This window comes from Psychroserpens luteus (assembly GCF_015319355.1).
Taxonomy (GTDB): Bacteria; Bacteroidota; Bacteroidia; order Flavobacteriales; family Flavobacteriaceae; genus Psychroserpens; species Psychroserpens luteus.
This window is the reverse complement of sequence record NZ_JADILU010000002.1, coordinates 552530-568071: the sequence shown is the minus strand read 5'-3', so window position 1 is coordinate 568071 and position 15542 is coordinate 552530. Positions and strand designations below refer to the sequence as shown.

The window sequence follows — 15542 nt, the reverse complement described above, 5'->3', positions numbered from 1 at the left end:
TATCAATATTTTTCTAACAGATTTTTTATAAACTTGTTGGCAGTATCTCTATCCATCCTCAGAGCAAAGTGTTCTGATATATTATTTATTCTATCTTCATCAAAAACATATAAATTATCATAAATTTTTTCCCTGAGATTAAAAAACCATCTTAAGGGTTTATCTTTTGTATTATTATAAAAATTCAATAAATCTATTTGCCTTATTTCATTTCCACTAAAGTCACTAATATGATCTATTTTGGACTTTTCTCCCTCGACCCAATGTTTTAAGTGGTTATTTACTAATCTTAAATTATTGACTTCTTCGTAGTGAGGAATATTCTTGTAATCTATTTTTTTTTCACTTAAAAAGACTTCTATATTATTCCATCTATACATTTTCGAAATATCAATATTATACGCAGCACGTAGTAATTTTTTAATAATAACTTCAAAATTCCTATACAGATGAATTATTTTAATCTCTTGTATAGCAAGTAATTGTTCTTCTTTGTAGTATGTATCCTCAATGTTGTAATATTCATTATTTAAATGAGATTGATATATTTCTTTATATGAATCATCTAAATTAGCCTCTAATTCTTTAACTAAATTATCTGTTATTGAATCTAGATGAGCTAATGTTATTTCATCTAAATAAGTTGATAGACCTATTTTGCTTAATTCTCTTTTTTCATGTATATCTTCAGAATTCATATATAATTAAAATATTGGATAAAAATTCATTTATAATTTGCTCGTTTATTAGTTTCAACCAAATTTATAAATCCCTATTAATTGCTATAGTTATGCGTCTGTAATATTGTTTATCTTGCTTAAATCTATTCTTAATGACTCAACATTGAATTTTTTAAATTTATAACGAATGTAGAACATACCCAATAATGGGTAATTCATAAAGTTTGCTATTGTAATTTCTTAAAAGGGAGAGTTTAATCACTAATAATGAAGTGATTACCTAAATATACAAAAAATATTTTGAATATATCATTTCACACACATTACTCATAGAAGCTTAATTTATTAATTCGGAAATCGTGAACCTCGCAAGTTCGGTTTCCACTACGCTCCTATCCTACTTCGCTAAAGCTTCGTATGACTTGCGTCCCTTCATAAAAAGAGTGCTTATTCACAAGTTTTCATGAATCTCACAAAAGTTTGATGCTATTTACATTTCAGAAGAAACAGTTGTCAAGAAAAAAAAAGAAAATGGTGTATTAAACTACGCTCAGTGCAGGCAAAACGCAATAACATTATAATACAAAAATGTATTTTAAAAGTTGATACTCCATCAATTCTTTAATAATCTACAATTCTAATTCCCAGTCTCCAATGCCTCAGGTCCTAAACGATTTTTACTCAAATGCGGTATGCCTTCTGTTATCCAAACTGGTGCAACATCACCTTTGAGATAATAATCAAAATACTGCTTCATACGAATTTGAAAATCCTTTTGGTTAGCCTCAACCTTTAAATGATGTGGTTCTCCTGGGTAAGACAATAGAATCACTTCTTTACCCAATCGTCTTGCTGCCGAATAATACTCTAATCCTTGATTCCAATCTACTGCGCCATCGCTAGTACCATGAAGAATAAGAAAAGGTGTTGTAATCTTCGCTGCATGATGCAAAGGCGATTGACTGCGATAGAGTTCCATGTTTTCCCATGGACTTACTCCCATTCGTCCTTGTGACCATTCTAGAAGTGGACCATTTGAAAAACCTGCGCGACTGTAATTGGTATTGTACATACTGATCAAATTGGTTAATGGTGCACCAGTAACTACAGCAGCAAACATATCTGTTTGTGTCACGATAAAAGAAGATTCGTAACCTCCCCAACTATGTCCTTGTATGCCAATTCTAGCTGGATCAGCATAACCTTGTTTAATCACTTCTTTAACTGCACTCGTCACATCATCTAAAGCTGACGATCCTGGTAAACCTACATCATAAACGATGTCTGGCATTAATACCAAATAGCCATTACTTGCATAGGTAGACATGTGTGGTCTATCATCATAGGTTGGCATTGAATATAAGTGGTGTCGCTGAGACATTTTCTCATAGAAGTACACAATCATCGGATAGGTCTTCTTAGAATCATAATCTGCAGGTAAGGCTAACGTTGCTTGCAACTCATGTCCTCGCTCATCTGTATAATCTACTAATACTCTTTTTCCCCATCTATAATCGGATTGCTGCGGATTGGCATTTGTAATTTTTTTAGCTTTTGAAAAGGTCAAATCTGATACCCAATAATCTGGGAAGTCAACAAAAGTTTGTTGGGTATACATAATTTTGTTTGCGTGCTTTGCTTTGGTTGCTCTGCCAATCATTTTATCTTCATAAAGCAATACCCTTGGCTTTTCACCTACCATAACGTCATAGTAGCCTGACTTTTTTGTTTTATCTCCATACGCGTAAAGCAATAACGGTTTTGTTAAATCAAAGGTCTTAGCTTCAGGATCTAATTGCACTAACCTAAAACGTATGCTTCCTTTATTTCCAATACCTTGAGTTAGATTTGCTGAAACATCAGAGTTTAGACCAATAGTCCATAAATCATATTTGTGATTAAAGATCAATGTGTCTCCATCTTTAGACCATCCAGCGACACCATAAGTACGTTTTTCTACAGGTTTGTCATCATCTTCATCTATAAAACTGATTCCTGTTCTGTCTGTTAGATTCGTCAATTTTCCAGTCATAAAATTATAAGCCATAACAACACCATCTCTAGAGAACAATTCCCAATTACCGTCTGGAGACATGCCCATATTTCTATAAACCCGTTCTGCTATTAAGGTCTTAGCTCCTGTGTTTGTATTGATACTGTACAAATCTTCATAACCTCCAGGAAGGTTAACATTTTTGCGATATAAGGTATCTACACTTCCAACAGCCCAATCATTCTTTTCACTAATTTCTACTGAAGGCATATCTTCATTTTCCAATTGCATAAATCCTTTGTTTCCAAGATTCAAGACGGAAGCAAACGTAGCCTTACGATCACGCTTAGCTTGAACCATTTGATGAGATTGTATGCGTTCATCTTTCCAGTGCCAAACATCTACATTAGCTTTTAGAGAATCTTCTTCTTTTAGTTTGGTTTGCTGCTCTTTAACACCATGAAATAGTTTTGTACCAGTTGCGTTCCATGTTAAGTTACTATACTCACTAATGACCATGTTTTTAGGAAATTTAGCATCATCTTCTGGTGCATACGTGGATTGCAATCCAACTGTTGTCATTCCAGGAACCAGATTAGACGTCCAATACATTGTATTGTCACGTTCCATATGATCATCTTCTTTTGCACCAAATAGCACAGCAATTTGATTGTTTTCTTTATTCCAAGTCATTTGAGAATACGTAAAAGGTCCTGTGTGCAATGGCCATGTTCGTAAGTTACTTAAATCAATAACGTACAAACCATTACCATTGTCTCCATCTGCATCAACTATATAGGAAAACAGGGTGCCTTCTTTATTAAACGCGTAGCTTGAAACGTTACCAATATTGAGTGTTTTATCACCTTGCAAATCCTTAAGCAACAAATCACTTCCTTTATGATCTGCCTTTTTATCAGTCCGATTTTTATGAATAGCAATAAACTGGGACGTTTTTGAAAAACTGAATGCTCTAACGCTTGTTACTTCGGAAATGTCATTAGTTTCAACATTTAGAATTTGTAGATCACTTAAGACTGGCTTTTTAGATTTCTTGAGCTTATCAGCGACTTCTTTTGCTGGATCAACTAAATATCCTAACCATTTACTATCCTCAGAAAAAGAAACACGTTTCCCATTTAGTACTGTCCGAAGCGTATCGCCATTAATATTGCGAATGTGTAATGTCGCATCACCTTCATTTGGTTCATACGCATAGGTCATGAAATTTCCATTGGGTGAAATACTTGTTTGTCTAATGCTGTTCCATTGTGCGTAATCCTCTAAAGAAAGCGGTTTTTGCGATTGGCCAAAACTAAACTGACTACTAAGAAGAATGATAACAACGGAAATAAAAATGCGGTAATTTAAGAGGGTTTTCATAATTGATGGTTAGATGAATTCTATCCAAATATAGCTTTATTTAAAATGAGTTAAAACTCTTATTGCTAGAAACATATGACAAGTAATCAACAACCTATTCTATTTCACACACATTTTCTTATAAAATTTAATTGCATAATGAAATCGTGAAGCTTCGTTTTCGCTTCCTTTCTACGTCGTTTACTCATTTCATTTCTATTTCATTAAATAGGAATTCATGAAGCTTCGTACCTCGATTACGTAAAAAGTGTTTACTCGCACACAGTATTTTAATAAATAGGTGCTCGTGAACCGCAAACGTGTTTATTCATTACTAGTCTATTGTTTTTTAAGTTATTCATGCATCTCCTTCGTCGATGTCATTAACATTATAGAAGAAACTTTTTAGAATAAATTTTTTGAAGAAACTTTAGTACCAACTTTAGCTATTACCCAAATCGACTTTAGGAGATTCACCAACGCCATTAAAATTTATGAAATAATTAAACACGTGAGTAAAGTAAAATTCTAAGTACTTATTATATTCTCACTCTTATTTAAACTTTTTTTTTATTTAGATTATTATACAGATCCTTGATTGATTTCTGTTGGCAAAAGGAATTGATTTGTTTGATAGTAAGGGGATCTGTGTGTAGATAGTCTAACTTATGACGTTCATTACTTTCATTGATTTTTAAAATGGCTGTGTACATTTCTGTGTCAGAATTATAGAGATTAATTTTGCGTAAATTTTCAACAATATAATTACTAAGAATGTTGTTGTTTATCACATCATTTTTTGCCGAGATAAATATCAAATCAATCACATTAAATTTATCTTCACTAAGCGTTATAAAATCATTTTTGATCTTCTCTAACGGTATTTTTGATTGTGAATTTGGAAGATTTTTTTGAAATGTTAGTAAAAAATTAACACTCATTCGTGCAACAAGCCAATCTGTATGACGTTCGTAAACACTATAAGCTAAATCGCTAACCGATGCGATATCAGCTATTTGAAAAGCACCCAATTCTAAATTATTTAAGACGTATTCCCATATTCCTGTTAGAAGTATTTGACGTTCTATGGCCTTAGCTTTATCTCCTTGTATTTCACTAAACCAACTCTTAGTAACGCTAATAAGAGTATGGGTTTCAATTTTATGTTTTGAGGAAAATTTATTTTCTAAGTTATATACAAACTTACTAATTAGGCTACTCCGATTTTCATATAAGACTTTATATTTATTACGTCCAGGAGGTATTTTTTTAAATTCTTCGTTAGTGAAAATTTTTTTGAGCTCTTCCAAGTCTGCGGTGCTAATATTAATATAATCCTTGATTAAAACCGTCTCTACAGATTTACCAAGACTAATATTCGGAAAATACTCAACCATGTAATTATTAAGCTTTGTTGGACACGTCGTTAATAACTTATCTATAGAAATGTTCTCTTTGCTAAGTGTCTCATTTTTTATTAATTTATATGCAACATTTGTAGTTTTATACTCTTGTTTTGATTGCTTATTAGAACCAAGAATTACTGTTAATGAGTCATATAGAACTTCAGGTTTTTTAAATATACTTTGTGCCTTGATCCTTCCTATATGCATATGACCTTCATAAGGTTCTGAATTATTATTTATAATGCGAAACCTATCTTCCAATATATTTGAATAGTAAATCCTATCATTTGTTACTATACTTTTAGTTACAGTATCATATAATTTGTAATCACCTTCTAAGGAAACCATTTTAAACGACCAATTCTCATAAATAAAATAGCTAGAAACTCCAACAAGTGCGATTAACATCATTGACCACTGTTTATTTGAAAAACCTCTAAATTGTTCTAAAGACAAATGAAGTTCCGGAAACTTAAAAAAGGCTAATGTCCCTGTAAACACTGCAAAAAGCGATTTTATTTTTTTAAAGGACAATCCCAAAAATGTGGCTAAAACACCAATGGTAGCTGTAAAAAACTCGTGAGAAAAAAATTCGGTTTTTTGCTGATGTATTTCTCTATTCCAGCCATAATTCCAAAGAGATAATGCGGCAATAAATAAAAATAATCCTATAAGATTGATTTGGGTTAAGACGATACTCTTTGTTCTTTCAATTGTAGGCTTTGATATAGTTCCTTTTCTGAAATTTTCTATGGTTCCTGAATAGCGCATTGTTAAACCTTGTGCATCTTGAAAATCAAAAACAAGGTTTAGTGCTATAGAAATTGGCTCATTAATGTGTTGTAAATTCTCATAGAAACCTTCAAAATCATCAAATAAAACTTTAAAAACAATTGTTGTATTGCTATTATTTAAATTTTCATCCTTAAGTATGATTGAATCGCCTAGATTAGCATCACAAATTGTTAATTTATTATCCTTTACTTTATAGGAGTGAAAACTAGGGTTAGAAATTGTTAGAAACTCTTCAGAATTGATAATTATTTTTTCAATAGAGATATTATTTAATAGTTTCGGTCCACTTTCAACACCCACAAACGTTACTGGTATTTCAATAAAATAGGGCCTTACAGACGCTACAGAGAAAATTTTATTAATCTCCTCAATGTTTTCTCCTGAATAAATAACTCCATTATTTTGAACGATAATATCCATAACATTTAGTCTTAGTTTAAAAAAATAATAAATCTCAATTCATATTTTTAACTATGATTAAAGGTGAGATAAACGGACTAGAATACATCAAATTCTTAAATAGAAATAAATCTAAAGTTAGCAATCATTTTTTAATCATACTTAAAAAAGTTAGTTCATATAAGTATACGTTATTATTTTCGCTAAAAGGGAGAGTTAATCACTAAAAATGAAGTGATTACGTAAATATAATAAAAATATTTTTATGTCACCCATTCCACACACATTACTCATATAAGCTTAATTTATTAAATCGTAAATCGTGAACCTCATAAATTCGGTTGCCACTACTCTCCTATCGTCGTTTCGTGAAAAGCGTGTTTATTCACAAGATTTATATTGCTTTTTTAAAGGAGTTCATGAATCTCGCGAAAAGCTCGATTTCATAACATCGTAGAGAAACTTTGGTCAAGAAAAAAATAAAGAAACTGGAGTAACAACTTTCGCTTTTTACCACATCGAGGTACGAAGATTCATGAACTCAAAAATTTAAAATAGAAATCATGTGAATAAAGCTCAAGTTACATAACGCAATGACATTATAGTACATTTTATAACAATTAGCCCAATAGCGCTTTTTAGCGGTATTTGACATCATCGCAGATATAACAGCACCTAAGTGTTTTATATCTAAAGTGGTTATGTACAAGCTAATTGTGGAAAGATTAATTAGTGAATGATATAGATTATTATAAAAACACTGTAGAAAAAAAAATTACAGAAATATTTGATGAAGAAATAAATCCCAATCAAAAAAAAGCTTGTAACTAAATCTAGACTTGAATAATATGAATATTAATCAGCGTAATAACTCCTGATTTACAGGGAATCAGTAAAAATAAATTACCAATAAGTATATAAAACATAAGATTTGATTGCTATGATATTTATCAACTAAAACAGCTCATCTTATTAGATAATTTAAACAGATATTAGTTGTAATACTTTGTCTATGTTTTTAGTGCTTGCTAATTGAGTTCCTTCACTCATGGTTGTTGCCACACCACAAGCTACACCCATTTTAAGGATGTCTTTTGGAGCGTACTCTTTTTGAACTCCATATATAAGACCACCAACCATACTGTCACCAGCACCAATCGTGCTTTTTACCTGAACAGACGGTGTAGACTGATAAAACACGCCTTCTTTGCACGCTAAAAATGCTCCTTTAGCTCCTAGGGAAACCACAACATATTTTGCTTTTCCTTTTTCAACTAGTTCTTTAGCAAATTCTTCTTGTTCAATATTAGACAGAAACTCTTTTCCTGCAAGCTGAGCTAGCTCTCGTTGATTTGGTTTTATTAAATAAACCGATTGCTCTAAGGTTTTTATCAGCGAAATTCCAGATGTATCGACAACTATTTTGGGTTGTTTGTTAGAAAACTCTTCAATTAATTTTGAATAGAAATTTTGCGGTAAGTTCTTTGCTAAACTTCCACTTAATACTAAAAAATCGTCTTTTTGTACGTATTTAGCTAATGTCTTTTTTATAGCTATTAATTCTTCTTCACTTAACTCATTTCCAGGCATTCCAAAGCGATATTGTAAATTGGTATTAGTATCAACAATAGCTAAATTTTCACGAGTCCAATCTTTTATAGAAATGGGATTAGTTTGAACTCCTTCTTCTTTAAGTAATCTTGTTAGATGAATTCCTGTGTCTCCTCCTGATGGAAATACACAATTACTATCTACCTCAAGTCGTTTTAGTATTCTTGAAACGTTAATTCCACCACCACCTGATTGGTATTGAATAGAATGGCATCTCATCTTACTTGCAGGAATTAAACCATCTACCTTCGCATTTTTGTCTAAAGCTGGATTTAATGTTAATGTGATTATTTTCATAGCTGTTGTTTTAAAAACTCCATCGTAATCGTAAAAAAAACTGTTTCCTAATGTTTTATAATCTTCAAATTCAAAAAAGGATTGTCCCGTAAAATCAAGTTCCCAATTTGTGGCTATAGAATACTCTAAACTAGGTATTAATTATACAAACAAAAATATATATGCTAAATTTTATGAATTGTATTTTCTTCAAAAAACCAAAGCTAAATAACTAAATAATAATAAACTATGATGAATATCAATTAAAAAGGATGAACCTTGAAAATGCTAAATATATTTAGACAATCACTTAAAATTTAAACGATTCCACACATTACCCTTCACTCCTAACGTCGCTCATTAATTATCACTCATTTTATTAAAAAACAATTCATGAATCTCGTCCCTCGATGCCATTAACTGAGTAGAGAAACATTAGTGAAGAATAAAATAAAGAAACTAAACATTTAACATCCGCTTTTATATTTTGAAAGGAACTTTAACATGTCTCGACAAACACAAAACCAACCAATTAACAACTAAATGAAACTAACCAAAATTTTAGGTTATATAGGTCTTGTCGCTTCTATTCTTGTCGGACTAGGTGAATACTTTTTACACTATTCCAGCTTAATTTTAGAGCATTCTGCAGATTATGAGTTTTTTAAATATGTACCCTTAGAAAATCTTACAATAGGACATTTCTTGGCAGTTATTGGATTACCTTTTTATTTTGCTGGCTATATACATATATATAGAATGCTAAAATCGGGTAATGAAACATTAGCAAGATTGGTTTTGGCCATAGGTTTTATTGCTTTTGCAGTTGGTGGTGTTTGGATTGGTTCTCGTGCTTCCATTGGTGCTATTGTTCATTTAAAAGACACCATAGATGCAACAACTTACCAAAATCTATTAGCACATTACACAAACCATATGGAAATATTGGTAAAAGCACTTCGTATTATTATTGCATCACTATCTGTTGTATTTGCTATCACTATTTTAAAAGGAGGCACATACTACAAAAAATGGATGGCAATTTTCAACCCAATTGTTATTCTCATTTTATTAGTCGTTTTAGGGAAACTAATGCCTTCTATAGGAAAACACATGCTGCCCATTTTAATGAACGTCACCCATTTTATTTTATTCACACTATCACTATATCAACTTAATAAATACACTAAAAATCATCAAAATGCTTAAAAAAACTCTAAAATTCATAGGGATATTAATCCTTTTACTAGTTGTGCTAGTTCTTGGTTTTTTCTGGAGAGATTCAGTTTCCGATAAATATGATATCACAATAGATGATAATAAAATTCCTTTATTCGAAGAAATTGCTCTCGATTTTAAGCATCAATATAATGGAGATAAATCATTACCAATTGCACCTTCAGCATTAATAGATATTGATAACGATAATATTGATGAAGTCTTTTTTGGAGGCGGAATGCATCAGGAAGATGCTATTTTCGCTTACAGAAATAATGCATTTGTTGATATTTCTTCGGAAGTCAACTTACCTAAAAAAGGAAACACACTTACTACTGTTGGTGTTGTTTCTGCGGATTTTGATAATAACGGATTTACAGATATTCTTCTAGGAAGAGAAGATGGATTAACGATTTATTATAATACCGATGGAAAATTCACAGTTAAAAAAATTGACACACCAATAAACGAAAAATCAACACCTGCAGGATTGACAGTTGGTGATATTGATAAAGATGGTGATCTGGATATTTTTATGGCAACCTATCTAAAAAAAGAGTTAATGGAAGGTCAAACCATTTTTGAAGATGACACTTATGGCGCTACAAGTGAACTCCTTTTAAATACTGGAAATGAAAATTATGTAAGTATTACTAAAGAAGCTGGATTAGATTATATTCATAATACCTTTCAAGGAGTGTTAGTTGATATCGATAACGATTCTTGGTTAGATTTAGTAGTCGTACATGATACTGGTGAAGCTAGAACGTATAAAAATAATGGAGACCTTACTTATACAATGAAGCCTAACCCATTAACCAAAAAATTTGCATACCCAATGGGATTAGCTGTTGGTGATTATAATAATGATGGTTTGGTAGATTTTATGTTCTCTAATACTGGAAGTACTTTACCAAGAGTAATAGCCAAAGGAGATATTAAAGATGCATCATTATTTAATGAAAAATGGATTCTCTTTAGAAATGATGGTGACTTTAAATTTACAGATACAGCTGAAGATACTAAAATTGCCGATTACGAATTTTCTTGGGGTTGCACCCTCGCAGATATGAATAATGATGGTTTACAAGACCTTATGGTTGCCGAAAACTATGTGGATTTCGCGCCTAATAAACTCTTTAAACTGCCTAGTCGATTATTAATTCAAAAAGAAGATGGCACTTTTGCACCAACAGAAGAAAAAAGTGGGGTTGTTAATCCGCATTATGCCATTACATCTTTAGTGAGTGATTTTAATCAAGATGGTTATTTAGATATGATTTGGGTAAATATCGACACACCTTCGTTAGCCTATATAAACAAAGGTGGAACTAATAATTATCTACAAGTAGATTTAGGGGAATCTGTTAATGTACAAGGTGCAAAAGTCACCGTAACGACTCCAACAAAAACACTAACCGACTGGCTAGTCTCTGGAGAAGGTTTAGCTAGTGACCAAACCGCATTGCTTCAATTTGGATTAGGAGAAGAGACGACCGTTTCTAACTTAAAAATATGGTTAACAAACGATGAAGCAATTAATATCGATAACCCAAAAATCAATAGTATCATTAGTTTGAAAGCTGAGCTTAAAAAGCAAAAATCAATTATAGATGCTTCTGAAGACATTGATAATTAAAAATCAGACCTACCGTATTTCTATAATCTAAGAAATATGAACTTTTAAAGATAATACTTCATGCAAAAAATGTGTGAAGTGTTGCCTAAAGTAACGCTTTGGAATTTAGGCCTTTTCTATTTTTTTTAAAGAAGTAAAACTTGCCTCCTACTACCATTATTAACAACCTGAAATAATGTTAATACTATATTAAAGGCTAGCATATTTTTGTTTTTTCCGAAGTAAAAAGTATGGTTTAAATTAAAAGCTAATGTCAAAAAAAATCACATATTACAGCATTCTAGTTGTCCTAATTATAGGATTATTTGGTGCTGGAATATTAGTTCTTGAAGAATTTAAAACAGGAGAAGGTTGCCCTAAAATAATGCACATACCAATGTGTTTAGTTGTTCTAATCTGTTTCATTATACCACTTATAGCACATCTATTAAAAAAATGGAATGTCTTGTACTTTTTATTTACAGGATTAGCAGGTAGCATTGCTTTGGTGGCTTCTATTATGCAATTTACAGGACATGCAGAATGTCCCAAAACAGCGTCTGGCACACCCATGTGTTACTATTCTTTAATCATTTTTAGTGGTTTAATACTTCTAAAAATTTATCATTTAAAACGCAACAACAAAAACTAATATGAGAACTTTCAAACCAACCAAAATTAGTATGCTAAGTATACTATTGCTAGTCAGTTATTTTGCACAAGGTCAAGAACTGGAAACATCTGTTTTTGTCACTGCAAATACCGGAACAGCAGAGACTCATTCTATGCTTATTCAAATTACTGATGAAGCTAAAACATTAGAGGATTCAAAATTGCTCATATTAGGTAATATTCTATCCAAAGATGGCTATTCAAAAGATGCAAAAACTCAAATAAGTTCTCAATTAGAGGTCTTAAAATCATTTGATGGTAAAGTGATTTTTACACCAGGACATCATGAATGGGCTATTAACGGTCATAGAGATGTAAGAGACATAGAAAAATTTATTCAGAAAAATAGTAAGGCCAAATTCTATCCAGATGAAGGTTGTCCTATCAAAAAGACGGATCTTACCGATGATGTTGTTTTAATTACGGTCGATTCGCAATGGTATCTAGAAGATTGGAACGACCATATTTATCTTAACGAGGATTGCGATATTAAAAACAGAACACAGTTTTTCTTGGAGTTTGAGAGTATGCTGAAAAAATCACAAGGGAAAACGATAATGGTAGCCATGCACCACTCTATCTTTTCTAATACTGCAGATGGCTTATTAGCAAGAACAGGAGGTACTGCTTTACACGATTTTCAGAACAAGCAAAACAGAAAATTTAGAAATAGACTGATTACGTTAGCGAGACAAACCGAAAATATATTCTTTGTTTCAGGACATGATAAAAACTTACAATACATTAACAACTATGGTGTGCCTCAAATTATAAGTGGTGCAGCAGGGAAAACAAAAAAGGCGTATTCAAAAAACGAAAGCGATTTTAACTCTAACGAAAATGGCTATGCACGAATTGATATTTATAAAGGTGGCGCTGTTAGTGTCACGTTTCAAGGCATAACAACACCTTACACCACCGAAGTTATTGTACCAGTTAAAGACTTCATACATACTGATTTTAAAGACAGAGGTAGCTTTGGTTCAACATATAGCGCTTCTGTATATTCATCAGATGAAACAGAAAAGAGCAAGACCTACAAAGGACTTTGGGGAAAACACTATAGAGAATTTTACAGTAAAGCAGTAAATGCACCAGTTGCTTTTATAGATACTTTAAAAGGAGGCTTAACTCCTGTTAGACGTGGTGGAGGACATCAATCTAAATCCTTACGACTAGAGGATAAAGACGGTAAACAATACGTTATGAGAGCATTACGTAAAAGTGCTATTAAATTTTTGCAATCTACCGCCTTTCAAGATAAGTACGTTGAAGAAGATTTAGAAGGCAGTTTCGCCGATAGTTTTTTATTGGATTTTTATACCACAGCACATCCTTATACACCAACAGCTGTTGGGACGCTTGCTGATGCTGTAGACATTTTTCATACCAATCCAGAACTGTATTATATTCCAAAACATGAACGTTTAGGAGTCTTTAATGACGAATATGGTGATGAACTTTATATTATAGAAGAACGTGTAGAATCTGGTCATAGCGATTTAGAAAGCTTTGGTAAACCTAAAAGGATTTTGAGTACCAATGATGTGTTGCAAGAAATCAATAAATCAGGGAAATCTATTGTAGATGAACCATCATACATTAGAGCGAGGCTCTTTGATATGCTTATTGGCGATTGGGATAGACACGAAGATCAATGGCGTTGGGCACTTTTTGAAAACGAAGATGGTACCGAAATATGTAAACCCATTCCAAGAGATAGAGATCAAGCCTTTTCAGTTTTTGATGGCAGTCTATTAGGTTTTCTTCGTTGTGCTGTACCAAGTTTACGTATGATGCAATCGTTTGACGATGAATTACCAAGTCCTAAGTGGTTTAGTTTTGAGCCTTATCCTTTAGATATGACTTTCATCAATCAATCTAATTGGGCAGATTGGGAAAGAGAAGCACAAACCTTACAAACAGGTATAACAGATGACGTTATAGAAAAAGCCTTCGAAAATCTTCCAGCTGAAGTGAAAGGTCAAACTATTGAAGAAATTAAGAGAAAGCTAAAAGGCAGACGTGGAAATATTGTTGCCATAGCACGCACTTATTATGAGTATGTAAATAAACACGAAGTGATTACAGGAACTCAAAAAGCTGATACGTTTGAAATCACAAGACATCCAAATGGTAGAACAACTATAGAGGTTCAAAGAAAAGATCTTGAAATCTTTGAAAGAACGTTTACCAAAGACGAAACTAAAGAAATTTGGATTTATGGTTTGGACGGAAAAGATACTTTTAATGTTACAGGTGAAGGCAATGATTTAATTACGATTAAGATTATGGGTGGAAAGAAAAATGACACTTATAATTTTGAGAATACAAAAAAAGTAAAGCTTTACGATTATAAAGGTAAAGACAATACTATAGTCAATAAACAATCGAAGCAATGGTTGGTAAATGATTATGAGATAAATAATTACGACTATAAAAAACGTAAGTATAGCATGAATCAATTTTTACCGATTTTAGGAGCAAATCCAGACGATGGTTTACGTATTGGTTTTGTAGATAACTTTACAACCTATGGTTTACAACGCAACCCGTTTACGACAAGACACTCGCTAAGCGCTTCTTATTACACTGGGAATTCAGGTTACGATGTCTCTTATAGAGGAGAGTTTTCAAATATTTTTCATAATTGGAATTTTGCTATAGAAGCAAAACACACCAGTCCAAATTTTGCACAAAACTTTTTTGGCTTCGGAAATGAAACCACCTACGATAAAGATGACGTTGAAATAGATTTTAATCGTGTAAGCATAAAAGAATGGAGTGCTGCCATTTCAGTAATATGGCGCGGTAGAGATGGAGGTTCTTTTTACTTTAAGCCTTTAATAGAATCTTTTGAAGTTGAAAATGTAGCCGATAGATTCATTAATAGTTTACCTGCAACTGCTACCCTATTTGATAGGCAAACCTATGCAGGAGCCGAAGTTGATTATAGTTTCAAAAACAAAGATGACACCTCTTACCCAACAATGGTATTAGATGTTGGTCTTACAGCAGGTTATAAAGCCAATGTAGATGGCGAAGATACTGATAACAAATTTGGTTATCTTAAACCTCATTTAGCCATGAACCATAGGTTAAACAAAAGCGCCAGTTTAGTATTGGCTACAAAATTAGGTGGTGAAGCTATTTTTGGTGATGATTTCGAATTATATCACGCTGCACAATTAGGTGGTGGAGATAACTTACGAGGCTTTAGAAAAGAACGCTTTTCAGGGAAATATGCAGTGTATCATAATACCGATTTAAGATTACTATTAGGTAAGTTTAAAACCAGTATTATCCCATTAAAATACGGAATAACAGGAGGATTTGATTATGGTCGTGTTTGGGTAGAAGATGACACATCAGACAAATGGCATAACAGTGTTGGAGGTTCTTTTTGGGTCAGTGGCTTGGAAACATTTACTGCCAATCTAGGCTACTATGGCAGTAGCGATGGTGGAAGAATCGCTTTTGTATTAGGCTTCGCTTTTTAAATAAAACAGTAA

General features: G+C 32.3%; 8 protein-coding genes. 4 read left to right on the top strand and 4 right to left on the bottom strand.

All coding sequences use genetic code 11. From position 1 onward, the window contains the following. Positions 1 to 2: 2 nt before the first annotated feature. The 4 genes from IM744_RS06105 to IM744_RS06090 form a co-directional block, all read right to left on the bottom strand. Complete coding sequence (locus IM744_RS06105; RefSeq protein WP_194507219.1) at positions 3 to 698, bottom strand: hypothetical protein; 696 nt, start codon at positions 696 to 698, stop codon at positions 3 to 5. A gap of 619 nt (positions 699 to 1317) precedes the next feature. Then, complete coding sequence (locus IM744_RS06100; protein WP_194507218.1) at positions 1318 to 4056, bottom strand: S9 family peptidase; 2739 nt, start codon at positions 4054 to 4056, stop codon at positions 1318 to 1320. Between the two features lie 536 nt (positions 4057 to 4592). After that, positions 4593 to 6656: a hypothetical protein gene (locus IM744_RS06095; RefSeq protein ID WP_194507217.1), complete on the bottom strand. Its 2064-nt coding sequence runs from the start codon at positions 6654 to 6656 to the stop codon at positions 4593 to 4595. 960 nt (positions 6657 to 7616) lie between these two features. Beyond that, positions 7617 to 8543 carry a 1-phosphofructokinase family hexose kinase gene (locus IM744_RS06090; RefSeq protein WP_194507216.1) on the bottom strand — a complete coding sequence of 309 codons (927 nt, stop codon included), beginning with the start codon at positions 8541 to 8543 and terminating at the stop codon, positions 7617 to 7619. 522 nt (positions 8544 to 9065) lie between these two features. On the opposite strand from IM744_RS06090, the gene IM744_RS06085 reads away from it, so the two are divergent. From IM744_RS06085 to IM744_RS06070, 4 genes are all read left to right on the top strand, one after another. After that, entirely contained in the window at positions 9066 to 9731 is a 666-nt protein-coding gene (locus tag IM744_RS06085; RefSeq protein ID WP_194507215.1) for a DUF6796 family protein, read from the top strand. Continuing rightward, positions 9724 to 11379 (top strand): FG-GAP repeat domain-containing protein, encoded by a 1656-nt coding sequence (locus tag IM744_RS06080; RefSeq protein WP_194507214.1) that lies wholly within the window; start codon positions 9724 to 9726, stop codon positions 11377 to 11379. Before IM744_RS06085 ends, IM744_RS06080 begins: the two co-directional genes overlap by 8 nt. 250 nt (positions 11380 to 11629) lie before the next feature. After that, the gene (locus tag IM744_RS06075) at positions 11630 to 12010 is read left to right on the top strand and encodes a hypothetical protein (protein WP_194507213.1); all 381 of its coding nucleotides are present in this window, start codon (positions 11630 to 11632) and stop codon (positions 12008 to 12010) included. Position 12011: 1 nt separating this feature from the next. Further along, positions 12012 to 15530 (top strand): metallophosphatase, encoded by a 3519-nt coding sequence (locus tag IM744_RS06070; protein ID WP_194507212.1) that lies wholly within the window; start codon positions 12012 to 12014, stop codon positions 15528 to 15530. Positions 15531 to 15542: the final 12 nt, after the last annotated feature.